Consider the following 23,631-nt stretch of genomic DNA (forward strand, 5'->3'; position numbering starts at 1 on the left):
CGTGGATGGATACTCCAGACGTTCCCCATGCCGAACGTCTGGACAGCGAGAACCTTTCCGCAGCCATGACAATGCTCGATCAAGCCCTGTTGTCGCCATTGCCGTTGGGCCGGGGAGAACAGTCACAGGTCGAGTCCAAAGAGGATGCGGCGAGTCGGGCGCTGTTGCAGGGTGCGTTCGCCAGCCTCGACGGTGAACGGAAATTGGCTGCGTTGCTCACCGAGGCTGCGCTTCCGACGACGTTGCGCCGACAGATCTGTGAGCGATTCGAATCCCACGGAACAGTTCACGTCAGGATCACCCCTAGTCCTCGGATCGCACGTGTTCCCTGGGAATTGCTTTTCGCGGACGCCGATCGGAGATTGCTGGACATTGCGCTGGTGACCTTCGACCCGCCGGCGACAGTTCACACTCGTCGAAGTGTGCTGCCCCCGAACTGGGAAGATGTGCGTCACCTTCCTCCACTTCATGTCCTCGATCCACGTCTGCCCCCGAGTGCCCTCGAACGCGGCTTTCGGCAAACTTTGTCGGGTTTGTCGAAAAATGCACTGCTCGATGGCATTTCGGAAGAACTCGAATCGGTTTTCGGGGATCAAGCTGTCAAGATGGACGTGCCGAGAAAATTCGACCGAATTGCGTTGTCAGACGCTCTGAAGAACGGGAGATCTCGGTTGTTCTATTTCGGGCATGTATCCTCGAGTCCCGACGAACCAGGGTCTGCGTCTATTCACCTGTTCGATACGGTTGGCCCCCGGACTTCTGGGCGTGGGCAATGGGGAATGGCAGAGCCATTTCGATCGGCGACGGCACCCGGTCATGCGGCGTCGCCCAGCCAAGACCGTCACCTACCCTTGTGCGCACTGGATTTCCTTCTTGGTACTCAGCAGTGTTCGGACGAGCGCGTGTGGAGTCGGTACGGATCGGATCGAAGGAATTACGGCTTCGAAATCTGGCCTATTCCATGTCGTGTAGCTCTCATAGCGTGTGAGGGTGGCGTGGATTTCCGATCGGCCGAGACTTTCGGTTTGGTGATTGCGTTGGTGGACTCTGGGGCTTCGCTGGTGACCACTACCCGCTGGACGCTTCCGACCGATAGTGCTTTCCACAGCATCGGAAAAGTGCGGCGATCAACGCTTCCCACAGTCGAATTAGCGCTGGTTGTCGATCGCGCGCATGGTGGGCCCAACGCGGTGGAGGCCGTGACCCATTGGCAACGTGAACAATTGCGCTTGTGGGAATCCAACTCGGGTGATCTGGCTTATTCACCGATTGTGTGGGCATCGCTTACGCACACTGTTGCTGAAGCTCGACAGGTGGAGTCCACCGAATCATAGAGGGGGTTGAATCTTAGGAGCGATTGAACTTTCCCGAGTCGACCGAAGCACTCAGTTCCTGAGGAACTGTGTGGGTGAGGTAGTTCCGCAATTTGTCGTTGACCGCGATTCCCACTGCCCCCGCAGTGCTCAGATACGCAGCCAACTTTGCGTGATCGAAGTTCGGCGCGCTGCCCAGCTGATGCAACTCTGCCCAAGTGATGTCTTCACGTCCGATCGTTAACTCGTGCAACAACTCCCACGACGCCGATTCTATTGCCCGCAATAGGCTATCCTCGTCGATGTTCTCCCTGGGTGATCGGCACAAGCGGAGAATCTCGTCGCGTACGGTGGCGTATTCCGGGATGGCGACCATCATGTAGATCGACCATCGTGGATCGCCGTCGTCCATCGAAGACCCCCCGAGTGAGGCGGCGTCAGCGAACGCCGCGCGCCTCACTCTAGGTTTCGATTTTCGCATCGGGTATCGAGTGAACGACCGACAGATGCGTGGGAGGCGCGGGGTCTGTTAGAGCTCGTCGATCCCGATAAGTCCGTCCTGGAGTGCCCGCGCAAGCAACGCGGCTTTGGTCGGAGCGGTTCTCCCAGCCTCGTCGTACTTGCCGCGAATTCGAGTGAGATGAGTGTTGACCGTTCCCGGTGCGATGTACAGCCTTCGCGAGACTACGGATTTGGAGTCGCACTGAATCCACGCGAGTAAAACCTCCTTCTCGCGCGTACTGAGGCCCGGATCGATGCGGCGTGGACGATTGTCATTGTTGTTCGGGTCGCAGTCACTGGAGATCATGTGGGCGTCCTTGGTGTCCGGGCGCCACCTTTGGTGGCGATGGTTTCTTGACTCCTATGAAAAGCGAGATTTTTCGGGAGGTCACTCCCTCTGGTGATTGCAGGTTCATTCACGTGATAGTGAACACTCTCAATTCGGGGCGAAAATGGGCTGTAGCTGGGTAAAGTGTTCTTCGGGATATAGCCGTGGAAAGTTGTTACTGGACACCGAAAGGGCAAGACATGTCGGACGATGCCACGGCCGTGCAATTCATCGATGCCGGAGTGGCATCGTTGACAGAGAACTCGCGGGATTTCCTCCGACGTGGATTGCGAATTGACGACGTTGTCAATCAGGCAGGTTCGTCGTCGGCAACGTTCTTTCGAAAATTCAACAGTAAGGCGGTTTTTGTCGAGGCCGTGCTTGCGCGGTTGAGCGAATCCAATTGGAACTCGACTGACGAGGTCAGGGATATGGTGCGTGGCCAGTTGCAGGCCTGCGGCAATTCGCTCCGCCCGGCGGTCACCGCACTGGTTGCCGAAGCGTTCCGCCCGTTGGTGGACCGATCTTCCGTAACCGAGAATCTCTTGTCTCATGTGTTTGCGCACAATCACAGAGGTACTGCGCAGGCCGTGAAGAATGATTACGTTCAGCGGGACGCTCTGGTTTTGGCCGCATATGAAGGCTTGTTCGAACAGGCCGACGCCGCATTCCGGAGGCCGTTTACCGCAAGATCCTTTGCAGCGGCATTCAATGCCATTCTCGATGGCTTCCGGATTCGGAGTCTGGCTGACCCCGAGTCCGTGTCCGCCACGGTTGTCTCCGATGCACTGTTCGCCTTTCTCGGGGCAGTGGTCGACACTTCCGGGCGTCACCAACATCTCGACGATATGGTCGGCAATGTTGATGCTCCTCCCTCGCTCGGACCGCTGCCCCGAGATCCCCGGGCAGCTATTCTTGCCGCTGCCCGGGGTGAATTCGGGAAACGCGGATATTTCATGACTCAGGTAGACGACATTGCAGACAACGCGGGTGTTCCGCGCCCGACCGTCAAGAAACTGTTCCCAACCAAGCCTCATATTCTTGTTGCAGCGCTACAGGGGAGGGTGGACATTCTTCGAGAAACCGTTGCCGACGATGTGTTGATCGGCCTGGACGAGATCACGATCGTCGAGAATTACATGCTTCGCTGTGCGCAACTCGCGACAGACGAGACCGAATTCATGGACGCCCTGTTGGTCGCAGTCGCCCACGACACGTACGGCGAGCCGGAAAGTTTGCTGTCACTGAAAACGCAACTCAACCTTCCGGCCATCATCGCACCGGTTGTTCAGCAAGGTCAGGACAACGGGTTGTTCTCGACTATCGGCACGCCGATAGACATCGCCGCCGGTTTGACGAACGCTCTCCTGCTGCGTTGTTTCACCCGGCGGACCGAGACGCCTGAGGACAACGCCGCTTTTGTCGGTGGTCTGCTGCTGCGCGGGTTGACCAGACCCTGAACGTATCCGTACGCCGATCATTCGGCCATGAGTGCCGTGAATGTGCGTTCGTCGAGTTCATTCCAGCGACGAGTTGAGTTGGCGCCGTCGCCGAGCAAGACCTGGTCCAGATCGAAGCGGTATCGACGCGACGGTAAGTCCGCCCCGCATACCAACAACCGTGCCGCTAATGCCGCGACGGACCCTGCTGCAGTGGCAGCGGTGCCCAACTGCGGCCATGAGGGCAATGTCCGACCGACCTGTGTGAGTGAGTAGCGAGTTCTCGGAGTGACCTTGCTTCCGACAATCGCATTGGCTATCCGTGCCCGATTCTCGGGATCGCGAAGTTGGTCGTCGGTCAATCCGATCAGCTCTCCGGCTTTGCCGTGAAACGGGGGATAGTCGGGATCCAGATCGTAGCGCTCGATATCGAGAATCACGTTGTCGCCGTTATCCGTAGCCATCACGACCGGTATGCCCTTTGCCCGTGCGCGCAGGCGAATGGCGACTTTCATCGCGAGGTCGTCCATTTCCTCTACGAGTACCGACAAGGATGCGGCATCGATGCCTCCCAAGAATCGGTCCGATTCGGTTTCCGAGTACCCGCGCGGGAAGGAATCTATGTGGGTGTAGGGATCAGTTTCGAGTAGACGGCGTTGCGCAAGAGTCACTTTCGACTCTCCCAAGTCGCAGACGGACGCAGCGAGGCGATTGAGATTACTGGGCCCCAATGTGTCAGGATCTGCGATGCGAAACCGACGCGCGCCTGTCAAGGAGCAGACGGAGACGACCGACGATCCAACGCTGAGTCCGGCTACCCCGATCAATGCCCGACCCCACGCGTGTTGCTCGTCGTCGTCGAGGAGATATCGGTTTCGAGTGGTTCGCAGGCGGTAGAAGTTCTCGGCGTCAGGCAACCGAACGATTGCCGACCGCCACGGGTAGACGACGTACCGACTTGCGCATTCGATGGTGCGCTCGTCGTTCCACCTGTTCGGATCGCCATCTCCGAACGAATCGATGACGGTCAACTCCGAGCGCGCGGATTTCCAACCGTCGACAAATCGTAGACCCGATTCGGGTCGTAGCAGAGTTCGAATGCGGTCGGAGTCTTGTGTGGGATGCAGTATTTCGATCATTATGCGCCTACCTTTTCCACCTGTGTTTGCTTGATTTCGTATTGAAAGTCGGTGCTTCCGAACAGGCAAAAGTGCACTTTCGGCTTTGCGCGGTCACCCAAAATCTGCACCAGTTCGCGGTATTCGCTGCTCGAGGCAGCAAGAGCCTCGACCACCGTTCGGCGAATCAGTTCAGCGCATGCGGTATTCCCACGCGTGTCCAGAGTCTTGTCGCGTCGCAATTCGACTCGCAGCTCCAATGTGTCGCGCAGGTCGGCGCCGGGTCGCCGAGCGAGTACAGATTTTCCGGTGATCGTGTCGACCAACTGCGGGTGCGACAGCGCGGCACGGATGGGTTCGGGATACAGATTGACCGCGTAGAACGACATGGCGACGTCGGCACGCCGCTTCAGGACGATGAAACCCGCTCTTGCGGAAGATGTTCGAAGATCCAGGTCGTGCCCGAGTTCGGTCAGATATCGACTGGTGTCGTGCTGGCTCAGAATTCGGCCGATGTCATTGATTCGGTAGCGGATCAGCGGAATCGTATTGTCGACCGTGAACAGCAAATGACCCTCCTCGTCGATTTCCGTGTAGCGATACGAAGGGTCGTATTCGACGAGAGTCGACGACGCGGCAGCACCACCGAACAGCGCCTCGTCGACATCGTGATGTTCGAGGGCAAGACGGCGTAAGGAAATCGATGTTGGCGTCTCGTGCCCCATCATCCCCGCGTCGGCGGTGCCGTAGACAAGGCATATGTCTTGCGGGCGACCGGACTTGCCGATCAGATCCAGCACGCCGTCGCGCCAGGATTCTCCGATGCTCTCGCCGGCAAGCAGCAACTTCAGGTCCTGGTTGAGGACCACCGGATCCGCGCCGTCGAGAACGTCACGGACGAATGGTGGATAGCCTGCGATTACGACTTGATCGTGGTGTTTGCCGAGCGTTGCGATGTTCTCACGAACCGTCTCGATGTCCACCCCTGGAGCTATGACGGACAACGGGAACCCACGCTGATTCAGTTCTTCCGCCGCGCGCAATGTATATGTTCCACCGATCCAGTTGCCCATCGCGAAGCAGACAACGAGCAACGTCGAACGCTTGTCAGCATCGAATTGCCGCATGATGCGCCCATGGAGCGCAACGCTGTGTGCCAGAGATGCAGCGGACCGTGGCCAGTGCGTCGGCCGACCGGAGGATCCCGAGCTCGACGACCAGATTCGTGCTCCTGTGACATCGCCGCCAAGCATGAGATCTTTCAGCTCGTACGCAGCAATGTAGTTACTTTTCGACGTCGTGGGAATCTTCGTGAAGTCGTCCACGCCATGGATCTCGTCTGGATCGAATCCTTGTTCTGACAAGAATTGTGTGTAGGCGGGTACGACGTCAACCGCACGCCGGAAAATGGCCAATGCGTGATCGGCGCCTGGTGAAGTGGGTGACGAACTGGTCGGATGCATCAGGGCGGGTCCTTTCGTGTGGCGAGTTCTGATGTCGCCGTGCACACGAGAGACCGAACCCCCGGAGCATCACCGGGAGCCGATGGTTGCCGAGAATCGTGAGGTAGTCAGGACCGGAAATCGCCCATGTCAGTCGATCGGACTATTGAACGGACGGTCAACTGTGGTGCAAGGTTTTTTGACGCAGCAACCACAAACGAAGGAGTTCGACATGGCGGAATGCAGGAAGTGTCACAGGCCGGTTCATGACTGCTCGGCGTGCAACGGAGGACGAGCGAGCGGCATGTTCGGAAAGCTCACATGCAGCAAGTGCAACAACACCGGCTCGACATGCAATGAACACGGCGGCTACTGGAAGTAGAGCCCTCGGAGGGCCGCCCCGTATCTTCATGAGAGGAAGCTTCGTGCAGATTTTCCTGGCTTTTTTGATCGTCACGATAGTGGGTTTTGTTTCAGCACTTGCAGTTGGCGGCGGGGCGGCATTCTGGTTTGCCATCGCATGGTTTGTGGGCCTGGTGATCCTCAGTTTGGTTCTCGGCGCATACGCCAAACGGCAGATAGATCTAGCGCATTCCGCTGATCCCCCGACAATCCAACAAGTAATCGAAAGCCATTTCAGTGGGGTTGGATGGAAGAACGTCCAGGGTGACGGTTTGATGAACTTCCAGTCGCGAGGGATCGGGATCAATTCGTGGAACTCGAAGAACCCCGTGGTGTCAGTCAGCCTTTCGCCGACTGTCGACGGCGGTACTGAAGTGTCAATCTGGATGTCGGAGTGGATGACTCGAACGGGGATTGTCTCTTCCTGTGACAGAGTTGTATCCAAGCGATGGACTTTGCTCAGGAAACTCGCTGCACTCGAAGGTGAGTCCGAGGTTCGGCTGTAGCAGGATTAGAAGGGCTGTGCATCATGGGAATGTTCTCCCGAACCAAGGCGCCGACCACCGACTGGACCACTGAACGCATTGCGGCAGTTCCCAACTGGGCGGCCCACCAAAGCCTGCGGCCCGGACTATCCGACGTGGCACAGGAATTGGTCGACAGCCACTCGGGAAGTTTCAACGCCATCGACGTGGACAAGGTTGTCCAGGCCATCGTAAACATTGTGGAATCTATTGCTGTAAAACACCTTCCGGGCAACGCGGATGCGATCAGCGCAATCGTGCGTCGTCCCGGGCCTGAACGCGACGACATCTGGAATTACTTCACTCATTGCGCTGCCAAAGGTGTTGCGGTGTCGGAACATATCGGCGGGATTCTGGTCGGACCACAAATGGCCGAAACTTTCGAGACCATGGCCCGAGAAGGACATTTCTCGAAGTCCGGGAATGTCACTCCTGAAGGCCTACCGATTCTGTCTCCGGATTCGAGTGACACGACAACGTTGAGTGACCCGGGACTCGGTGAGAATGACCCGATACAGATAGCGTTCGGGCTGATGTCCAGCGTTGGTCTGAGCCTCGTCGTCTACGGTCCGTCGGATTTGGCGAGTTGTTTCACTGCCGTCGCCGGCGTGATTCCCGCGTTCCGCGGTTCTGCGACGGAGGGTGGATGGCTTGGATCGTTCTCGAGCATCGAGAATGTGTTGTGGTTCGGGATCGAGAGCGCAGACAGTTCTGCGATCATCGTTACCGTTCTGCCGGATGCGGACTCTGGGCGGGTGCTCCGTGAATTCGTCAATCCACTCGGCGCTCTGGATGGGTCATGGTTCACCGCCTTGGCGCAGAAAACGTTGGTGCCCAGCACCTTTGCCGATATCTTCGGCAGGTCGGTTCATCGTCGGATTTGGCACCTTCCAGGTCTCGAACATCTCAGACCACACGATCACGGACCGATTGAGCTTTCGTGGGATTTCAAGCGCCGGCTGGCGGGGGCCGGGTGGGACTCTCTCGACGGTGACAACTACAAGAAGGACGTACCTTCTCCGGAGGGTTCGTCGATTGTGTATTTTGCGCCGTGGAGAGATAAACACTGCGTCTTTCTCGTGCTCGGGCCTTCGGAGAACGGGCAGATTCCCGAGAACTTGCGCGGTGTCGATCTGGACGACTGCCAGATCGGCGTCGAGTACGAACACATCACCTTGATCAAACCGCTGTATTCGTCACCCTCGTTGTCGGACGTGCAGGCTGCGACGGAGCGTGTCCTCGACCGGGCGAGGTTCCTGTTCTCGAGCGAGACATCCAGTGTGCCGGATATCTTGACGTTGACCAAAGGTGCGAACACTCCCGTCCGGGCGCCCCTGATTCGTGTTGCGCTTGCGTGGCACGGCAACCCAGCCGAAGCCAATGTGGATACGTCGGCACTGCTTCTCGGAGCAAACGAGAGGGTGCAATCGGATAGTGATTTTGTCTTCTACAACCAGCCGGTTCATGCCACCGGTGCTGTGGGCTACGAATCTCGCCAGGTAGCGAACGGTGTTCCCGGTTGTGATTCCATCCGGATGGACTTACCCCGCGCGGCAACGTACACCGACAAGATCGTGATTGTCGGATCGATCGACCGTGGGCAGTTCTCGGGTCTTCGTGGTCTCCATGCGACCGTCGTCGATCTGAGTACCGGTCATCCTGTGATCAACTTTCCGATTGACGGACTCACGTCTGAAACCGCGTTGGTGGTCGGAGAGCTGTACCGCCGCAACGGTGAATGGAAGTTTCGGGCAGTGGGGCAAGGCTATGCCTCTGGTCTGCGCGGTGTCGCAACGGATTACGGAATCAACGTGGACTGAAGTGCCACCTGCGCCGCGTTGTAGCCGCACATCCCGTGGACGCCGCCGCTCGGGGGAGTTGCTGACGAGCAGAGGAAGACACCAGGAACTCCGGTGGCATAAGGATCCAACCCGAACCTGGGGCGGGCGATGAGCTGCCTCGGTGTGTTTGCTCCGGCAGAAATGTCCCCGCCGACGTAATTGGGGTTGTAGGCCTCCATCTGCGGGACGTTGCGAACATGCACGCCGACGATCCGGTCCCGGAAACCGGGTGCGAAGCGTTCGATCTGCCGAGTGACGGACTCGGTGACATCACCCGAATATCCATGCGGGACATGTGCATACGACCAGAGTGGGTGGATGTCTCCCACTGATCGTGATGGGTCGGCCAGGAATTGCTGACCCACGAGAATGAATGGTGCTGAGGGCATTTCACCCCGGGCGGTCTGACGTTCGACGGCGGCGATTTCCGGCATCGATCCGGCGAGATGCAAGGCGCCGGCTTTTCGGGCGTGTGGATTCGTCCACGGTACGACGGTTCCGTCGGAGTCGCCGCGCACGGCGTAGTCGACTTTGTAGGCGGCTGGTCCGTAGCGGTAGCGACGGTAGGCGCGCGCAATGCGATCGGGCTGATGACCGTCGAGGAGTCGTGCCGCGGCGTCGGGTGCGAGGTCGAGCATCACGATGTCGTAGCCGGCCAACGAGGAGAAGTCGGTGACCCGGTTTCCGGTTTCGACGGTGCCGCCGAGGCTGCGCAGAATGGAGGTCAGAGCAGCGGCAATAGAGCCGGAGCCGCCGCGGGCGACTGGCCAGCCGTGTGCGTGGGCGCCTGCGGTGAGCATGAGTCCGCCCGCACTGGACAGTGGGGTAGTCAGCGCACCGAACATGTGCGCGGCGCTGCCACCGAACAGCGCCCGGGCCTGTGGGGTCTTCCACATACGTGCGAAACCAGCTGCGGGGAGAATCGCGCCGGCGCCGAACCTGGCCAGTATCAGCGGGTGTTTCGGGATATGGACGATTGGTTGAAAGACGTCCTCGACCAACGCGTCGAAGTGCTCCGACAGATACCCGAATACCGAGCGCCACCGCTTACCGTCGACGCCCATCTCGTCGGCAGTTCGGTCGATATCGCGCCACAGAACCCCGGCGGTCCCGTCGTCGAGTGGATGGACCAGATCGATTTCGGGCCAGAGCCATTCCAATCCGTGATCGGCGAAACCGAATTCCCGGTCGAGTCCGCGGAAGAACGGTGATGCCAGCGCGGTGGGATGGAAGCCCGCGCAGTCGTCGTGGATGAGTCCGTCGACAATGTATTCACTGCTGCGGGTGCCGCCGCCGATCTTGTCGGCGCCTTCGATGACGTGGACCGCGATACCGTGTCGGGCGAGTTCGATTGCCGCTGCCAGTCCGTTGGGGCCGCTGCCCACGACCACCGCTGTTGTCATGCGGCTGAGCGTACGGAAATCGCAGGGAGCGTAGGGAAATCACACGAATGAGATTCCGTTAACAATTGATGCCGCAGCAGCCCTTGGTTGATCGATCAACTTTTGCTACAGTTTCAGACACACTGGCCGCAGCTGATCTTTATCGCTGCGGCCAGTTGTTGCATTTGTCGCACTTTTAGGCCGGTTGCCTGGGGATTCGGTATCCTGTGAAGCGGAACTTTTCTGCACGAACGCAGCCCTGAATCTTTCCGAGGCGCTCTCGGGCGTCCTGCATCGCCGCAGTTCAGAGCAAATATAGGGCTACCTTAGTTGCGCGCATGCTGGGGTTCTGAATTATCGTTTTCGTTACACGGTTGACTCGCAGAAGTTTCAACCGACTGTGCCGGACACATCGTCGTGCCGGTGCTTACGAACTTGCATTGCAAGTTGATGACCATCAGCGTTGCTGGTCGTCGGTGCATATTTATGGCATACGAAGGCTGGGTATGAAGCAACTTCCAGGCCCCCAGGGCCTCTATCACCCGTCCAATGAGCACGACTCCTGTGGAGTCGCATTTGTTGTCGACATGAAGGGTCGCCGCAGTCGCGACATCGTCGAAAAGGCGATTACCGCTCTGGTGAACCTCGAGCACCGCGGCGCTGCCGGATCCGAACCCAACACGGGTGACGGCGCAGGCATCCTGCTGCAGGTTCCCGACAAGTTCTTCCGAGCTGTCGTGGACTTCTCGCTGCCCGCCGAAGGCGCGTACGCAACGGGTATCGCATTCCTGCCCCAGGGCGACGCCGAAGCTCACGAGGCTGCTGCCGCGGTCGAGAAGATCGTCGTCGAAGAGGGCCTGACGGTTCTCGGTTGGCGTGAGGTCGGAACCGACGACTCGTCGCTCGGCGCATTGGCGCGCGACGCGATGCCGACGTTCCGTCAGATCTTTATCGGTTCCGAGGGTGACAAGTTCACCGGCATGGACCTGGAGCGTCGTGCTTACGTCGTGCGAAAGCGCACCGAGCACGAGCTCGGCAGCGCGGGCGCAGGCAAGGGCGGCCCGGGTAGCGAGACGGTGTACTTCCCCAGCCTCTCCGGCCAGACCTTCGTATACAAGGGCATGCTCACCACCCCGCAGCTCAAGGGTTTCTACCTGGATCTGCAGGACGATCGTGTCGAGAGCGCGCTGGGCCTCGTCCACTCGCGCTTCTCCACCAACACGTTCCCGTCGTGGCCGCTGGCGCACCCGTTCCGTCGGGTCGCTAACAACGGTGAGATCAACACGGTCACCGGCAACGAGAACTGGATGCGCGCTCGCGAGTCCCTCATCGACAGCGACGTCTTCGGTGGCCGCGAGAACCTCGAGAAGATCTTCCCGATCTGCACCCAGGGCGCATCCGACACCGCTCGTTTCGACGAGGTGCTCGAGATGCTGCACCTCGCCGGCCGCAGCCTGCCGCACGCAGTTCTCATGATGATCCCGGAAGCCTGGGAGAAGCACGAGAGCATGGACCCCGCTCGTCGGGCGTTCTACGAGTACCACTCGGCTCTCATGGAGCCTTGGGACGGACCGGCGTCGGTGTGCTTCACCGACGGCACCGTCATCGGCGCAGTGCTGGACCGCAACGGTCTGCGTCCGTCGCGTCTGTGGATCACCGAGGACGGCCTTGTTGTCATGGCGTCGGAGGTCGGCGTTCTGCCGATCGATCCGTCCACCGTGGTCAAGAAGGTCCGCCTCCAGCCCGGCCGCATGTTCCTCGTGGACACGGCTCAGGGCCGGATCATCAGCGACGACGAACTGAAGTCGGAACTCGCTGCCGAGCATCCGTACCAGGAGTGGATCGACGAAGGTCTGATCCACATGGACGATCTGCCGGATCGCCCGTACACGTACATGTCGCACGAGCGTGTCGTTCTGCGTCAGCAGCTCTTCGGTTTCACGAGCGAAGAGGTCAACCTCCTCGTCAAGCCGATGGCCCTCTCCGGTGCCGAGGCTCTGGGCTCGATGGGTACCGACACTCCGATCGCCGTGCTCTCCGCACGCCCGCGGATGCTGTTCGACTACTTCTCGCAGCTGTTCGCTCAGGTCACCAACCCGCCACTCGACGCTATTCGTGAAGAGGTTGTCACCAGCCTCGGTGCCACACTCGGCCCCGAGGGTGACCTGCTGCACCCGAGCGCTGATTCCTGCAAGCAGATCGCGCTCCCGCAGCCGATCCTGCACAACGACGATCTGTCGAAGCTTGTTCACGTCAACGACGACGGCGAATTCCCCGGCTTCCGCAGCGTTGTCATCCGTGGCCTGTACCCCGTCAAGGAAGGCGGCGACGGTATCCGTCGTGCGCTCGACGGCATCAAGTACCAGGTTTCGCAGGCAATCGCGGGTGGCGCACGCCTCGTCGTGCTCTCGGATCGCGAGTCCACCGAGGATTACGCACCGATCCCGTCGCTGCTCCTGACCTCGGCTGTTCACCACCACCTGGTTCGTGAGAAGTCGCGCACCAAGGTCGGTCTCATCGTCGAGGCCGGCGACGCCCGCGAGGTGCACCACATGGCGCTCCTCATCGGCTTCGGTGCTGCCGCGGTCAACCCGTACATGGCTTTCGAGACCATCGACGAGTTCCTGCAGAACAAGGAACTCGAGGGTCTGACCCTCGAGAAGGGCATCGCCAACTACATCAAGGCAGCCGGCAAGGGTGTCCTGAAGGTGATGTCCAAGATGGGCATCTCGACGCTCGCGTCGTACACCGGTGCTCAGCTGTTCCAGGTCATCGGCCTGTCGCAGGAGCTGACGGACGAGTACTTCACCGGACTGCAGTCGCAGCTCGGCGGTATCGGCCTCGATCAGATCGCAGCCGATGTAGCTGCACGTCACCGCGTCGCGTACCTCGATCGTCCGGAGGAGCGCGCTCACCGCGAGCTCGAGGTCGGCGGCGAGTACCAGTGGCGTCGTGAGGGCGAGTACCACCTGTTCAACCCGGACACGGTTTTCAAGCTCCAGCATGCAACTCGCACCGGTCAGTACGAGGTGTTCAAGGAGTACACGACCATGGTCAACGACCAGTCGGAGCGCCTTGCGGCTCTGCGTGGTCTGTTCGACTTCAACATCGGCAAGCGGCCGTCGATCTCGATCGACGAGGTCGAGCCGGCCAGCGAGATCGTCAAGCGTTTCTCGACGGGTGCGATGAGCTACGGTTCCATCTCCGCCGAGGCTCACGAGACCCTCGCCATCGCGATGAACCGTCTGGGCGCTCGCTCCAATTCCGGTGAGGGCGGCGAACATCCGTCACGCTTCACGCCGGACGAGAACGGTGATTCGCGCCGCAGTGCGATCAAGCAGGTCGCTTCGGGACGCTTCGGTGTCACGTCGCACTACCTGACCAACTGCACCGACATCCAGATCAAGATGGCGCAGGGAGCCAAGCCCGGTGAGGGCGGCCAGCTTCCGGCTCACAAGGTGTACCCGTGGGTGGCCGAGGTTCGGCACTCCACGCCTGGCGTCGGACTCATCTCGCCGCCGCCGCACCACGACATCTACTCGATCGAGGATCTCGCTCAGCTGATCCACGACCTGAAGAACGCCAACCCGCAGGCCCGCATCCACGTGAAGCTGGTCTCCGAGGTCGGCGTCGGAACCGTCGCGGCCGGTGTCTCCAAGGCACATGCCGACGTCGTTCTGATCTCCGGTCACGACGGTGGCACCGGTGCCACTCCGCTGACCTCCGTCAAGCACGCCGGCGCACCGTGGGAGCTCGGCCTCGCCGAGACCCAGCAGACGTTGCTGCTCAACGGTCTTCGTGACCGCATCGTCGTGCAGGTCGACGGCCAGCTCAAGACGGGCCGCGACGTTGTTGTTGCTGCTCTGCTCGGCGGCGAGGAGTTCGGTTTCGCCACCGCACCGCTGGTGGTCTCGGGCTGCATCATGATGCGCGTCTGCCATCTCGACACCTGCCCCGTTGGTGTTGCGACGCAGAACCCGGTGCTGCGCAAGCGTTTCAGTGGCAAGCCGGAATTTGTCGAGAACTTCTTCATGTTCATCGCCGAAGAGGTTCGCGAGCTTCTCGCGGAACTCGGTTTCCGCACGCTGCTCGAAGCAGTCGGCCAGGTCGACATGCTGGACACCACACGCGCTCTCGATCACTGGAAGGGAAGCAAGGCAGGCAATCTCGATCTGTCGCCGATCCTCACCCAGGTCGAGTCCGCGTTCATGGATCAGGATGTCCACTGCACCGGCACGCAGGATCACGGCCTCGACAAGGCGCTCGATCAGCAGCTGATCGTCTCGGCTCGCAATGCACTCGACAAGGGTGAGCCTGTCGTATTCGAGTCCGCGATCACCAACGTCAACCGCACGGTCGGCACCATGCTCGGCCACGAGGTCACCAAGGCGTTCGGTGGAGAGGGCTTGCCCGACAACACGATCGACATCACGTTCACCGGTTCCGCCGGTAACAGCTTCGGTGCATTCGTGCCCCGCGGTATGACCCTGCGCCTGAACGGCGACGCCAACGACTTCGTCGGCAAGGGTCTCTCGGGTGGACGCATCGTCGTACGCCCGCCGCTCAACGCAGCGGAAGGCTTTGTCGCCGAGGACAACATCATCGGTGGCAACGTGATCCTGTTCGGCGCTACCAGCGGCGAGGCTCTGCTGCGTGGGATCGTCGGCGAACGCTTCGCAGTCCGTAACTCCGGCGCCACTGCCGTCGTCGAGGGTGTCGGCGATCATGGCTGCGAGTACATGACCGGCGGCAAGGTGGTCATTCTCGGTAAGACCGGACGTAACTTCGGTGCCGGCATGTCCGGTGGCGTCGCGTTCGTCTTCAATCCGGACCGTGATTTCGAAGCCAACGTCAACAGCGAACTGGTGGATATCGAGGACCTCGAGGGCGACGAGTACGTCTGGCTCAAGAGTGTCATCGAAAGGCACCGCGACGAAACAGGTTCCGAGGTTGCTGCGCGGATCCTCGCGGACTGGTCCCAGCAGGTGACCCACTTCGCCAAGGTGATGCCGCGTGACTACAAGAAGGTACTGATGGCAATCAAGGACGCCGAAATCCGCGGCGCAAACGTCGACGAGGCAATTATGGAGGCAGCTCGTGGGTGATCCAAGCGGTTTCCTGAAGCACGGTTCGCGCGAATTGCCGGTCCGTCGTCCCGTTCCACTGCGCTTGCTCGACTGGAAAGAGGTGTACGAGGAGTTCCCGAAGGAAAACCTCAAGACCCAGGCCAGCCGTTGCATGGACTGTGGAATTCCGTTCTGCCACAACGGTTGCCCTCTCGGAAACTTGATTCCCGAGTGGAACGACCTGGTGTACAAGGACCACTGGCACGACGCAATCGAGCGTCTGCATGCGACCAACAACTTCCCGGAGTTCACCGGTCGCCTGTGCCCCGCACCCTGTGAGGCGTCCTGCGTCCTGGGCATCAACCAGGATCCGGTCACCATCAAGCAGGTCGAGGTCGAGATCATCGACAAGGCCTTCGACGAAGGATGGGTCAAGCCGGTTCGCGCCGCGCGTTCCACCAACAAGCGCGTCGCAGTTGTCGGCAGTGGTCCGGCCGGTCTGGCTGCAGCGCAGCAGCTGACCCGCGCCGGTCACGCAGTGACGGTCTTCGAGCGGGCTGACCGCATCGGTGGCCTGCTGCGCTACGGCATCCCCGAGTTCAAGATGGAGAAGCGCCACATCGACCGCCGTCTCGAGCAGATGGAAGCCGAAGGCACCGTCTTCAAGACCAACGTCAATGTGGGCGTGGACATCACGGCTGACGAGCTGCGCGAGCAGTTCGACGCAGTGGTTCTGGCCGGCGGCGCTACCGCAGCTCGCGACCTGCCGATCCCCGGCCGCGAACTCGACGGCATCCACCAGGCAATGGAGTACCTCCCGATCGCCAACCGCGTTCAGCTCGGTGATCTCGATGCTCCGACCATCGATGCCAAGGGCAAGAAGGTTGTCATCATCGGTGGCGGCGACACCGGAGCCGACTGCCTCGGTACCTCGCACCGTCAGGGCGCTGCCAGCGTCCATCAGTTCGAGATCATGCCGCGCCCGCCGGAGACTCGCGCCGAGCAGACTCCGTGGCCGACTTACCCGTTGATGTACCGCGTGGCTTCGGCTCACGAGGAGGGCGGCGAGCGCCTGTTCTCCGTCAACACCGAGAAGTTTGTCGGTGAAGACGGCAAGGTCACCGGCCTCAAGGCTCACGAGGTCGAGATGAAGTCGGGTCGCTTCGAGAAGGTCGAGGGCTCGGACTTCGAGCTCGAAGCCGACCTCGTGTTCCTGGCGATGGGCTTCGTCGGACCCGAAAAGCCGGGTCTGCTCACCGATCTCGGTGTCGACCTGAACGAGCGCGGCAACGTCGCCCGCACGTCCAAGTGGAACACCAACGTCGACGGTGTCTTCGTGGCCGGAGACATGGGCCGCGGTCAGTCCCTGATCGTCTGGGCCATCGCCGAGGGACGTTCCGCAGCAGCTGCTGTGGACACCTACCTCGAAGGTGAGACGGCGCTTCCGGCTCCGATCCTCCCGACGGCGGCTCCGCAGCGCTAGTCGCACGAGACGTACAAAACCGCACCCCACCACGACGGTGGGGTGCGGTTTTTCGTGAAGCCGGTCTATCCGAGTGGCGACTGATCAGAAAGATTGGCGTCGAACATCGATCGCCAGCTCGGTGCGGGACGCGCATCCGGTCGCAGCAAGGATTCGGCTGACGTACTTCTTGACGGTGTCCTGGGTGAGATTCAGTTGCCCGGCGATCGAGGCATTACTGCGGCCGTCGGCGACCAATGTTGCTACCTCTCGTTGGCGTGCCGTGAGCTTTGCAAACAGGTCGAGTCCTGGCAGGGTCTGGAGGCCGCGAGTGAGTATCGAGAGCTGCCGGGCCAAGAGTCGAAGAGCCAGAAGATCTTTCGGCCTTATCGCATCTTTGTCGGGATCGAACAGCCCGATCAGTGCATGCCCGCCCGCCGCGAGATCGAGGTGCATCGCAGTGATCGAATGCATCTGGTGCGGATGAAGATATTCGTGAACGTAAACCGCCGCAGGCTTGGGTAGCCCGCCCAACTCGGAAAGTGACGCGACTCTTGTCGATTGGAGCTGCTGCCGTGCTTGCGGGAGATTGAATACGTCGTGGCGTGCCCAATGTTCTTGGTAATTCGCCTTGATCGTCTCCCAGCTGCCGGAGCCGGAGCCGGCAGCTGTGACCGTGGCGTTCCGGTCGGTGAACTGGCTCTCGAAGGTGTCGCCTACGAAACAGGATGCGTGCCGGATGGGGAATGCTGCGGGTATCGCCTCGACTATGACGTCCCGGAACTCCGTCACCGTTCGCACCGAATCGCAGCGATCGAGGACTGCGAAAACCCGCTCGTATTCGACGGCGGTCAACGCGATGTCACTCACTGATGTCCCCCAAAGTGCACTGGTGCTGAGCTAGAACTAATTCTAGCGTCGTATCGACTGGTTCAATCGATATTGAGGAGTATTTCCATGGGCAGGCTACGTTTCGGTGCTTTCGTAGCACCGCATCATGCGGTTGGACAGAACCCGACGCTGGCGTTGCAACGTGACCTGGAGCTGGTGGAGCACCTCGATCGTCTCGATTTCGACGAGGTGTGGATCGGTGAGCACCACAGCGCGGGCAGTGAGATCATCGGCAGCCCCGAGATCTTCATCGCCGCAGCGGCAGAACGCACCAAACGGATCAAGCTCGGCACCGGTGTGACGTCGCTCAGTTACCACAACCCACTTTGGGTCGCGGACCGGTTGGTGCTTCTCGATCACCTCACTCGTGGCCGCGTAATGCTCGGTGTCGGTCCAGGTTCACTGCCGACCGACTCGTCGATGATCGGACTCGATCCCACGGAGTGCCGCGAACTGCTCGAGGACAACCTCGACATCGTGGTACGACTGTTGAACGGTGAGCGCGTCACCGCTAAGACCAAGACGCATAATCTGGTCGACGCGCAACTGCAGCTTCGTCCGTACTCGCACCCGATGTTCGACATCGTGGTCGCCGGCGTGGCCTCGCCGACCGGACCCCGGTTGGCCGGTAAGCACGGTCTGGGGTTGCTCTCGATCGGTGCGACCCTCACGCCGGAAGGCTTCGACGCGCTCGGTCATCACTTCGGGATCATGGAGGAACGTGCCACCGAGTTCGGTACCGTCGTCGATCGTGACCAGTGGCGACTGGTGTGCCCCATGCACATTGCGGAGACGGAAGAGCAAGCGCAGGAAGATGTGCGGTTCGGGCTCGGGGAGTGGATCGACTACTTCGGCAAGGTCGCGGCGTTCCCGCACTTCGGCTCCGGCGGCGCCGACATGGAACAGATGATCGCGTACATGAACCACTCCGGCATGGGCGTTATCGGAACTCCGGCTCAGGCGCGGGAACTGGTCGGCAAACTCGTCGAGCAGTCAGGTGGGTTCGGATCGATGCTGATCATGGGTACCGACTGGGCGAACCCCGCCGCAACTCGGCGCTCGTTCGAGTTGATCGCGCAGCAAGTGGCGCCGCACTTCCAGGGACAATCGCAGCCCACATTCGACGCGGCGACCAGGGCGGGCAAGGTACGCGAAAGTCACAACGAGGCACAACATGCCGCGATTGCGCACATGACAAAGAAGTACGAAGACGAATTGGCGGCAAAGGCATGAGGGCGGCTGTCCTGTATGGCGTCGACGACCTTCGCGTCGAGGATGTTCCGGAACCGGAACTTCGCGAGGGCTACGTGATGGTCGAGGTGGCGTTCAACGGCATCTGCGGCAGCGACCTCGGCTTGATTCACGCTTACGGGATTTCCGATCAGCCGCATCCCTTGACTGGCGCGTGTGGACCGCAGGTCCTCGGCCACGAATTCTCCGGAATCATCTGTGAGATCGGTGCCGGTGTCGTGGACGTGGCTGTCGGAGACCGAGTAGTGGTGGCGCCCAACTATTACTGTGGTCAATGCGCGCGATGCCGTAGCGGTCTCGAGCATCTGTGTGTAATGGCGGCCTTCCATGGGATCAACGCGCATGGCGGAGGATTGTCGGAGCGCACCGCAGTTCCGGCAAGTGCCGTGCATGTTCTTCCGGACTCCGTGACTCTCAGGCAGGGCGCGGTGATCGAACCGCTATCCGTCGCACTGCATGCGGTAGAGCTCTCCGGCGCGGCGGCAGGTCAGTTTGCGCTCGTCCTGGGAGCGGGGCCCATCGGTATCGCGACTGCCCTCAACCTCCGGGCCGGTGGAGTGGACCGGATTCTGCTGAGTGAGCCGTCGCCGGTACGCCAATCCGTGGCCACGAAGATGGGGTTCGACGTGATCGATCCCGGTATCGATGATCTGGCTGCGGCCGTCGCCCAGCGAACGGACGGGAACGGCGCCGACGCGGTGTTCGAATGTGCCGGTGTCGCAGCGACAGTCGAGAGTGCACTGGCATCGGTGCGAGCGCGCGGCGCAGTCGTCCTGGTAGCGACGTACAAGGAACCGCTCCAGTTCAACCCGTATGCGCTGATGTTGACCGAGGCACGAGTGATGTCGTCTCTCTCGTGTTCGCGTAAGGAATTCGAGAGCGTCATCGACCGGATGGCGTCGGGCGCTTATCCACTCGACCACTGGGTGGAATGTGTCCCCCTTGCGGACATCGTGGTCGAAGGAGTTGAGGCGGCGTCCGCTGGTCGCCGGATGAAAGTACTGGTTGAGGTCGCCACAGGAGGGCTCTGACCAAGTATGCTGCTCAAATATCTGCGGTGACTACAGGGGTCTGCCCGATCGGATGCGGGGTGTTTGATGGGTGCAAAGCGCTTTGTTGCGATGTTGTCGGTTGTTGCGGCCGCTGGTGTAGTGCAGGCCGTCGGCGCACCGACGGCGTCCGCAGCGCCCTGCCCCGAACTGTATGTCGTAGCGATTCCGGGAACGTGGGAGCCCTCAGGCGCTTCGCCCGGTGCAGGCATGCTCGCGCCGGTCACCAGTGGCCTCCCGTCGTCGGTGCGAACCGACTACGTCACGTACTCGGCCACCGCTTTCCCATGGGAATCGAATGTCTACGCCAGGTCGAAAAGGCAGGCGGTCGACAATGCGCGCGGCATGATCGGGGCGATGGCGGCGTCGTGCGGCGACACTCGATTCGCGATAGTCGGGTACAGCCAGGGCGCCGACGCGGCCGGCGACCTCGCAGCCGAAATCGGGACAGGCATCGGCGTCGTTCCGCCCAATCGTGTTGCGGGAGTCGGTCTGCTGTCCGATCCGCGTCGCGCCGAGTCCGATGTGTTGATCGGTCCGTGGGTTGGAGGTAACGGCGCCAGTGGTGCTCGCATCGGCGGATTCGGTTGGCTGTCAGCCGATACCGTCACTCTGTGTGCTGCGGGCGATCTGTACTGCTCGACGCCCGAAGACGATTTTGTGATGCGTCTGGCCGGCTTCATGGCGCAAGTTTCCGATCCCACTCCGGCAACGGCTCTCTCGTTGCGCGACGAGGCGGCTGTGATCGTGCGTGACTTGATCACTGCGGGTGGGCTTCCCGCTCTCATGGCGCAACTTGATCCCGGCGCCAACGATCGGCGTGTCGATCAGTTGGTCGATTTCTACGGGTCACAGGTTCATACCGACTACACCCGTTACGTAGTCGACGGTTCGGGCACCACCGCTACATCGTGGCTGCACAACTGGCTGGCCGGTAAAGCCTGATCAGCAATACGTGTTTTCTGCTGTCTCCACATAGATTTCGGCGATTCGCTGTGACGGCATCGGAGTGACCTGGGCATACACGTCGCCAACTGCCTTGAACTCTGCGAGCACCTCGGATCGCGGCATGCCCTGGGCGATGGCGTTGCAGGTTCCGTCGGCATAGAGGATCTCGGCGGAATCCATGCCGCTCGGGGGGATGGCCGCGTCGATTCCCGGCGCGGCTGTTTGTCCGGCGACCGCCGAATCCTGTGTGTCCGTTGTGGTCAACAGCGGGACCTTCAACAACAACGGGTTCAACCTGCCCATTGGTGACGGTGACATGATCATCGCGGCAGAAGCTGGGGCGGGCGAGGGTGTGAGTACTGTTCTTCTGCCACGCGATGACGGTCATTTCGGTGTTTACGCCAAGCCGATGACCGTGCCGGGTGGTGTGCTCGGTATCGATCTTCCGTTCAACAATCTATTCGGTTTGGCGGGCGTCACGGCTGAAGTGCAGGCGGTGGGCGTGCCCGTCTTCAACGATCTGATCACCAACATGGATATCAGCCTCCCGGTTCGGATGAAGATCAACAACGCTTTCCTCGGCAACAACTGCTACCTGGGATCCGAAACGGCGCCGGTGAACTTCCACCTCACGCCTACGGCTGAATCCAGTCCGGCTTTCGAAGTAGCGCCGTCGGGGGCGTTGAAGGTTAGCCCCGTCAAGAGTGCGACAACCGATTTCGCTATTCCGTCTGCCAGTGGTTGTGGCCCGTTCGGAGTGTTGAATCCGATCGTCAATTGGCGCGCCAAGGCGCCGGCAACTTCGGGTACGTCGCTCAATACGGTGTCCACGGCATACCTGTTCCCGGGCGGTATCGACGGATCTGATCCGCTCGACGACCTCGGTGGTGGAACAGGCTCACTCGGGTCGAGCGGTAGCTCGGGTTCCTGACCGTTCTTGCCGCGCTTCGGCTTCGGTTGCCTCATATTTGCCCGTAGCTCAGTATTGTCAGCGGAAGTCATTGTCTGCTGTTCACTACATACGGGGGAGATTCATCGATGAATCATGTTCGAGTTCTGACTTGGGCGGCTGCAGGTGCTGTGGGAGTAGCAATATTCGCTGGCGCACCTGCAGTTGCCGAACCTTTGCCTCCGGTGCCATCGGTGGTAGCGGTCAATTCGATCGAGCTCGTTCGCTCGCTGCCAATCGGCGCCGAGGTTACGGTGTCGGGAATTGCGACTACGTCATCCGGGGATTTCGAATCCAGCTTCTATGACAAGGGATTTGGTCTCCAGAGCGGCAATTCGGGCATTTATGTCAGTGATCCTGACAACTCGGTTGTGACTGTTGGTGACCAGGTCGAGGTCAGTGGTGTTCTCGCGGATCAGGAGGGCCTGCTTGTCATTCGTCCGAGCGTGGTCACGCGTCTTGGTTCCGCCCCGGCGGTACGGCCGGAGCGGTTGCCGCTCAGTGTAATCGGCGAGAGCAGTGAGGGACGGCTTGTCACGGTGTCCGGCATCGTCAGCGCGCCGGTCATCGACGATCTGCCGTACGGACACAAGATCTTGGTGTCGGGAGCGGGAGGAAACACTGTCATCTTCGTGAACACGCAGGCGGGTCTCGACCCGGCGTCCATTCTGGTTGGCCGACCGATCACCGTGACCGGCTTCAGTGGGCAGTACGCGGACACGTATGAAGTGCTTCCCCGATCGAAAGACGACGTCCGACAAGGATTTACGGGAAGTCTTTCATTCGGGAGCTAACAGCCGCCTCATAGAGCCCGCCTCATAGAGCATTGATGCGGGCTCCGACGCGCATGGAACTCGGGTAGAACCGGCTGAGTCGGTACCCGAGTTTCGCTTCGGGGGTGACGGGCACAATTGCCTTGTTGGTTCGCACTGCCTTGACGATTGCGCTTGCCACCCGGTCGGGCGTGAAGTTTCGTCGACGGTAGAAGTTGTCCGCCTTCGTTTGGTTTCGAAGTTGTTCCGCTGCAGTGGTTCCGGCAAACTCGGTGGTCTTGACGATGTTGGTGTCGACAATCCCCGGGCAGATGGTGCTGACGCCGATTCCGTGCGGAAGTAGTTCTGCGCGCAGGCAATCGGAAAGCATGAACACTGCGGCTTTGCTGGTCGAGTAAGCGGTCAACGCTTTTTGGGGTGTGTATGCCGCGGCGGACGAGAGGTTGACGATGTGTCCGCCGGAGCCGCGTTTGATCATCATCGGTGAGAAGGCGCGGCAGCCGTACACAACTCCCCAGAAGTTGATGTTCATGACTCGCTCGAACTGGGCCACAGTGGTGTCTGCGAAGGTTCCCGAAAAACCGATACCGGCATTGTTGACGACGATGTCGGGAACTCCGTGGTGTGCGGCTACGGTTTCCGCGAATCGAGTCATGGCGTGCTCGTCGGAAACGTCCACGTGATACGCGTGTGCGCCTCCACCGAAGACGGCTTCGGCTCCGCCGGCACTTGCGGGTGAGTTGACGAGTGCGGCTGTGTCCTGGGCACTTTCGAGGTTGACGTCGCACACAACGACGATTGCGCCCTCGGCGGCAAAAGCGAGCGCGGTCTCGCGGCCGATGCCACTGCCGGCTCCGGTGACAACCACGAGTGTTCCGGTGAGGTCGCGTAGGCGTCGCTGCAGCTTTGCTCCGCGTCGCCAGCTCCCGATGTCCTTCAGTAGTCCCATGCG

General features: G+C 60.6%; 19 protein-coding genes. 11 read left to right on the plus strand and 8 right to left on the minus strand.

The features are described from left to right. The first annotated feature begins 5 nt into the window (after nt 1-5). Nucleotides 6-1,334, plus strand: a complete 1,329-nt coding sequence (locus C7T36_RS13935; RefSeq protein ID WP_146153438.1) for a hypothetical protein — start codon at nt 6-8, stop codon at nt 1,332-1,334. A 13-nt stretch (nt 1,335-1,347) separates the two neighbouring features. Here the strand turns inward: C7T36_RS13935 and C7T36_RS13940 are convergent, their stop codons facing one another. Further along, on the minus strand, nt 1,348-1,725 hold the full coding sequence (locus C7T36_RS13940) for a hypothetical protein (RefSeq protein ID WP_106939724.1): 378 nt from the start codon (nt 1,723-1,725) through the stop codon (nt 1,348-1,350). 117 nt (nt 1,726-1,842) lie between these two features. Further along, nucleotides 1,843-2,121 (minus strand): LuxR C-terminal-related transcriptional regulator, encoded by a 279-nt coding sequence (locus C7T36_RS13945; RefSeq protein WP_045066140.1) that lies wholly within the window; start codon nt 2,119-2,121, stop codon nt 1,843-1,845. A 221-nt stretch (nt 2,122-2,342) separates the two neighbouring features. Here C7T36_RS13945 and C7T36_RS13950 point away from each other — a divergent pair, with 221 nt between their 5' ends. Further along, nucleotides 2,343-3,602 carry a TetR/AcrR family transcriptional regulator gene (locus C7T36_RS13950; RefSeq protein ID WP_045066143.1) on the plus strand — a complete coding sequence of 420 codons (1,260 nt, stop codon included), beginning with the start codon at nt 2,343-2,345 and terminating at the stop codon, nt 3,600-3,602. 17 nt (nt 3,603-3,619) lie between these two features. On the opposite strand, the gene C7T36_RS13955 is transcribed toward C7T36_RS13950, so the two are convergent. Both C7T36_RS13955 and C7T36_RS13960 read right to left on the minus strand, forming a co-directional pair. Continuing rightward, nucleotides 3,620-4,720, minus strand: a complete 1,101-nt coding sequence (locus tag C7T36_RS13955; RefSeq protein ID WP_045066145.1) for a ThiF family adenylyltransferase — start codon at nt 4,718-4,720, stop codon at nt 3,620-3,622. Next, nucleotides 4,720-6,162: a phenylacetate--CoA ligase family protein gene (locus tag C7T36_RS13960; RefSeq protein ID WP_045066148.1), complete on the minus strand. Its 1,443-nt coding sequence runs from the start codon at nt 6,160-6,162 to the stop codon at nt 4,720-4,722. The genes C7T36_RS13955 and C7T36_RS13960 overlap by 1 nt, the downstream gene beginning before the upstream one ends. Nucleotides 6,163-6,566: 404 nt before the next feature. Between C7T36_RS13960 and C7T36_RS13965 the strand changes: the two genes are divergently transcribed. Both C7T36_RS13965 and C7T36_RS13970 read left to right on the plus strand, forming a co-directional pair. After that, entirely contained in the window at nt 6,567-7,049 is a 483-nt protein-coding gene (locus tag C7T36_RS13965) for a hypothetical protein (protein WP_045066151.1), read from the plus strand. A 23-nt stretch (nt 7,050-7,072) separates the two neighbouring features. Then, on the plus strand, nt 7,073-8,887 hold the full coding sequence (locus tag C7T36_RS13970) for a TerD family protein (protein WP_052683445.1): 1,815 nt from the start codon (nt 7,073-7,075) through the stop codon (nt 8,885-8,887). On the opposite strand, the gene C7T36_RS13975 is transcribed toward C7T36_RS13970, so the two are convergent. Beyond that, nucleotides 8,866-10,311 carry an NAD(P)/FAD-dependent oxidoreductase gene (locus C7T36_RS13975; RefSeq protein ID WP_045066154.1) on the minus strand — a complete coding sequence of 482 codons (1,446 nt, stop codon included), beginning with the start codon at nt 10,309-10,311 and terminating at the stop codon, nt 8,866-8,868. The genes C7T36_RS13970 and C7T36_RS13975 overlap by 22 nt on opposite strands. Before the next feature lie 485 nt (nt 10,312-10,796). Here C7T36_RS13975 and gltB point away from each other — a divergent pair, with 485 nt between their 5' ends. Next, on the plus strand, nt 10,797-15,395 hold the full coding sequence (gltB, locus tag C7T36_RS13980) for a glutamate synthase large subunit (protein ID WP_045066155.1): 4,599 nt from the start codon (nt 10,797-10,799) through the stop codon (nt 15,393-15,395). Further along, entirely contained in the window at nt 15,388-16,839 is a 1,452-nt protein-coding gene (locus C7T36_RS13985) for a glutamate synthase subunit beta (RefSeq protein WP_045066156.1), read from the plus strand. Before gltB ends, C7T36_RS13985 begins: the two co-directional genes overlap by 8 nt. Before the next feature lie 84 nt (nt 16,840-16,923). Here C7T36_RS13985 and C7T36_RS13990 read toward each other — a convergent pair whose 3' ends face one another. Continuing rightward, nucleotides 16,924-17,688 (minus strand): helix-turn-helix transcriptional regulator, encoded by a 765-nt coding sequence (locus C7T36_RS13990; protein WP_045066158.1) that lies wholly within the window; start codon nt 17,686-17,688, stop codon nt 16,924-16,926. A gap of 87 nt (nt 17,689-17,775) precedes the next feature. Here C7T36_RS13990 and C7T36_RS13995 point away from each other — a divergent pair, with 87 nt between their 5' ends. The 3 genes from C7T36_RS13995 (at nt 17,776) to C7T36_RS14005 (ending at nt 20,954) form a co-directional block, all read left to right on the plus strand. Further along, nucleotides 17,776-18,942: an LLM class flavin-dependent oxidoreductase gene (locus tag C7T36_RS13995; protein WP_033235345.1), complete on the plus strand. Its 1,167-nt coding sequence runs from the start codon at nt 17,776-17,778 to the stop codon at nt 18,940-18,942. Continuing rightward, nucleotides 18,939-19,991 (plus strand): 2,3-butanediol dehydrogenase, encoded by a 1,053-nt coding sequence (locus C7T36_RS14000; RefSeq protein ID WP_045066160.1) that lies wholly within the window; start codon nt 18,939-18,941, stop codon nt 19,989-19,991. The genes C7T36_RS13995 and C7T36_RS14000 overlap by 4 nt, the downstream gene beginning before the upstream one ends. Nucleotides 19,992-20,057: 66 nt before the next feature. Further along, nucleotides 20,058-20,954 carry a cutinase family protein gene (locus tag C7T36_RS14005; protein WP_033235346.1) on the plus strand — a complete coding sequence of 299 codons (897 nt, stop codon included), beginning with the start codon at nt 20,058-20,060 and terminating at the stop codon, nt 20,952-20,954. On the opposite strand, the gene C7T36_RS14010 is transcribed toward C7T36_RS14005, so the two are convergent. Beyond that, the gene (locus tag C7T36_RS14010; protein ID WP_239654666.1) at nt 20,955-21,221 is read right to left on the minus strand and encodes a hypothetical protein; all 267 of its coding nucleotides are present in this window, start codon (nt 21,219-21,221) and stop codon (nt 20,955-20,957) included. Here C7T36_RS14010 and C7T36_RS14015 point away from each other — a divergent pair. Beyond that, nucleotides 21,214-21,888: a hypothetical protein gene (locus C7T36_RS14015; RefSeq protein WP_239654667.1), complete on the plus strand. Its 675-nt coding sequence runs from the start codon at nt 21,214-21,216 to the stop codon at nt 21,886-21,888. The two genes, C7T36_RS14010 and C7T36_RS14015, sit on opposite strands and share 8 nt — an antisense overlap. A gap of 107 nt (nt 21,889-21,995) precedes the next feature. After that, a complete protein-coding gene (locus C7T36_RS14020; protein ID WP_045066162.1) occupies nt 21,996-22,700 on the plus strand; it encodes a hypothetical protein in 705 nt (234 codons plus the stop codon). Between the two features lie 22 nt (nt 22,701-22,722). Here the strand turns inward: C7T36_RS14020 and C7T36_RS14025 are convergent, their stop codons facing one another. Continuing rightward, nucleotides 22,723-23,628, minus strand: coding sequence for an SDR family NAD(P)-dependent oxidoreductase (locus tag C7T36_RS14025; protein WP_045066165.1), 906 nt, complete (start codon nt 23,626-23,628; stop codon nt 22,723-22,725). Nucleotides 23,629-23,631: the final 3 nt, after the last annotated feature.

Origin of the sequence: Rhodococcus sp. AD45-ID (genome assembly GCF_003023755.1) — a bacterium.
Lineage (GTDB): Bacteria > Actinomycetota > Actinomycetes > Mycobacteriales > Mycobacteriaceae > Rhodococcus_F > Rhodococcus_F globerula.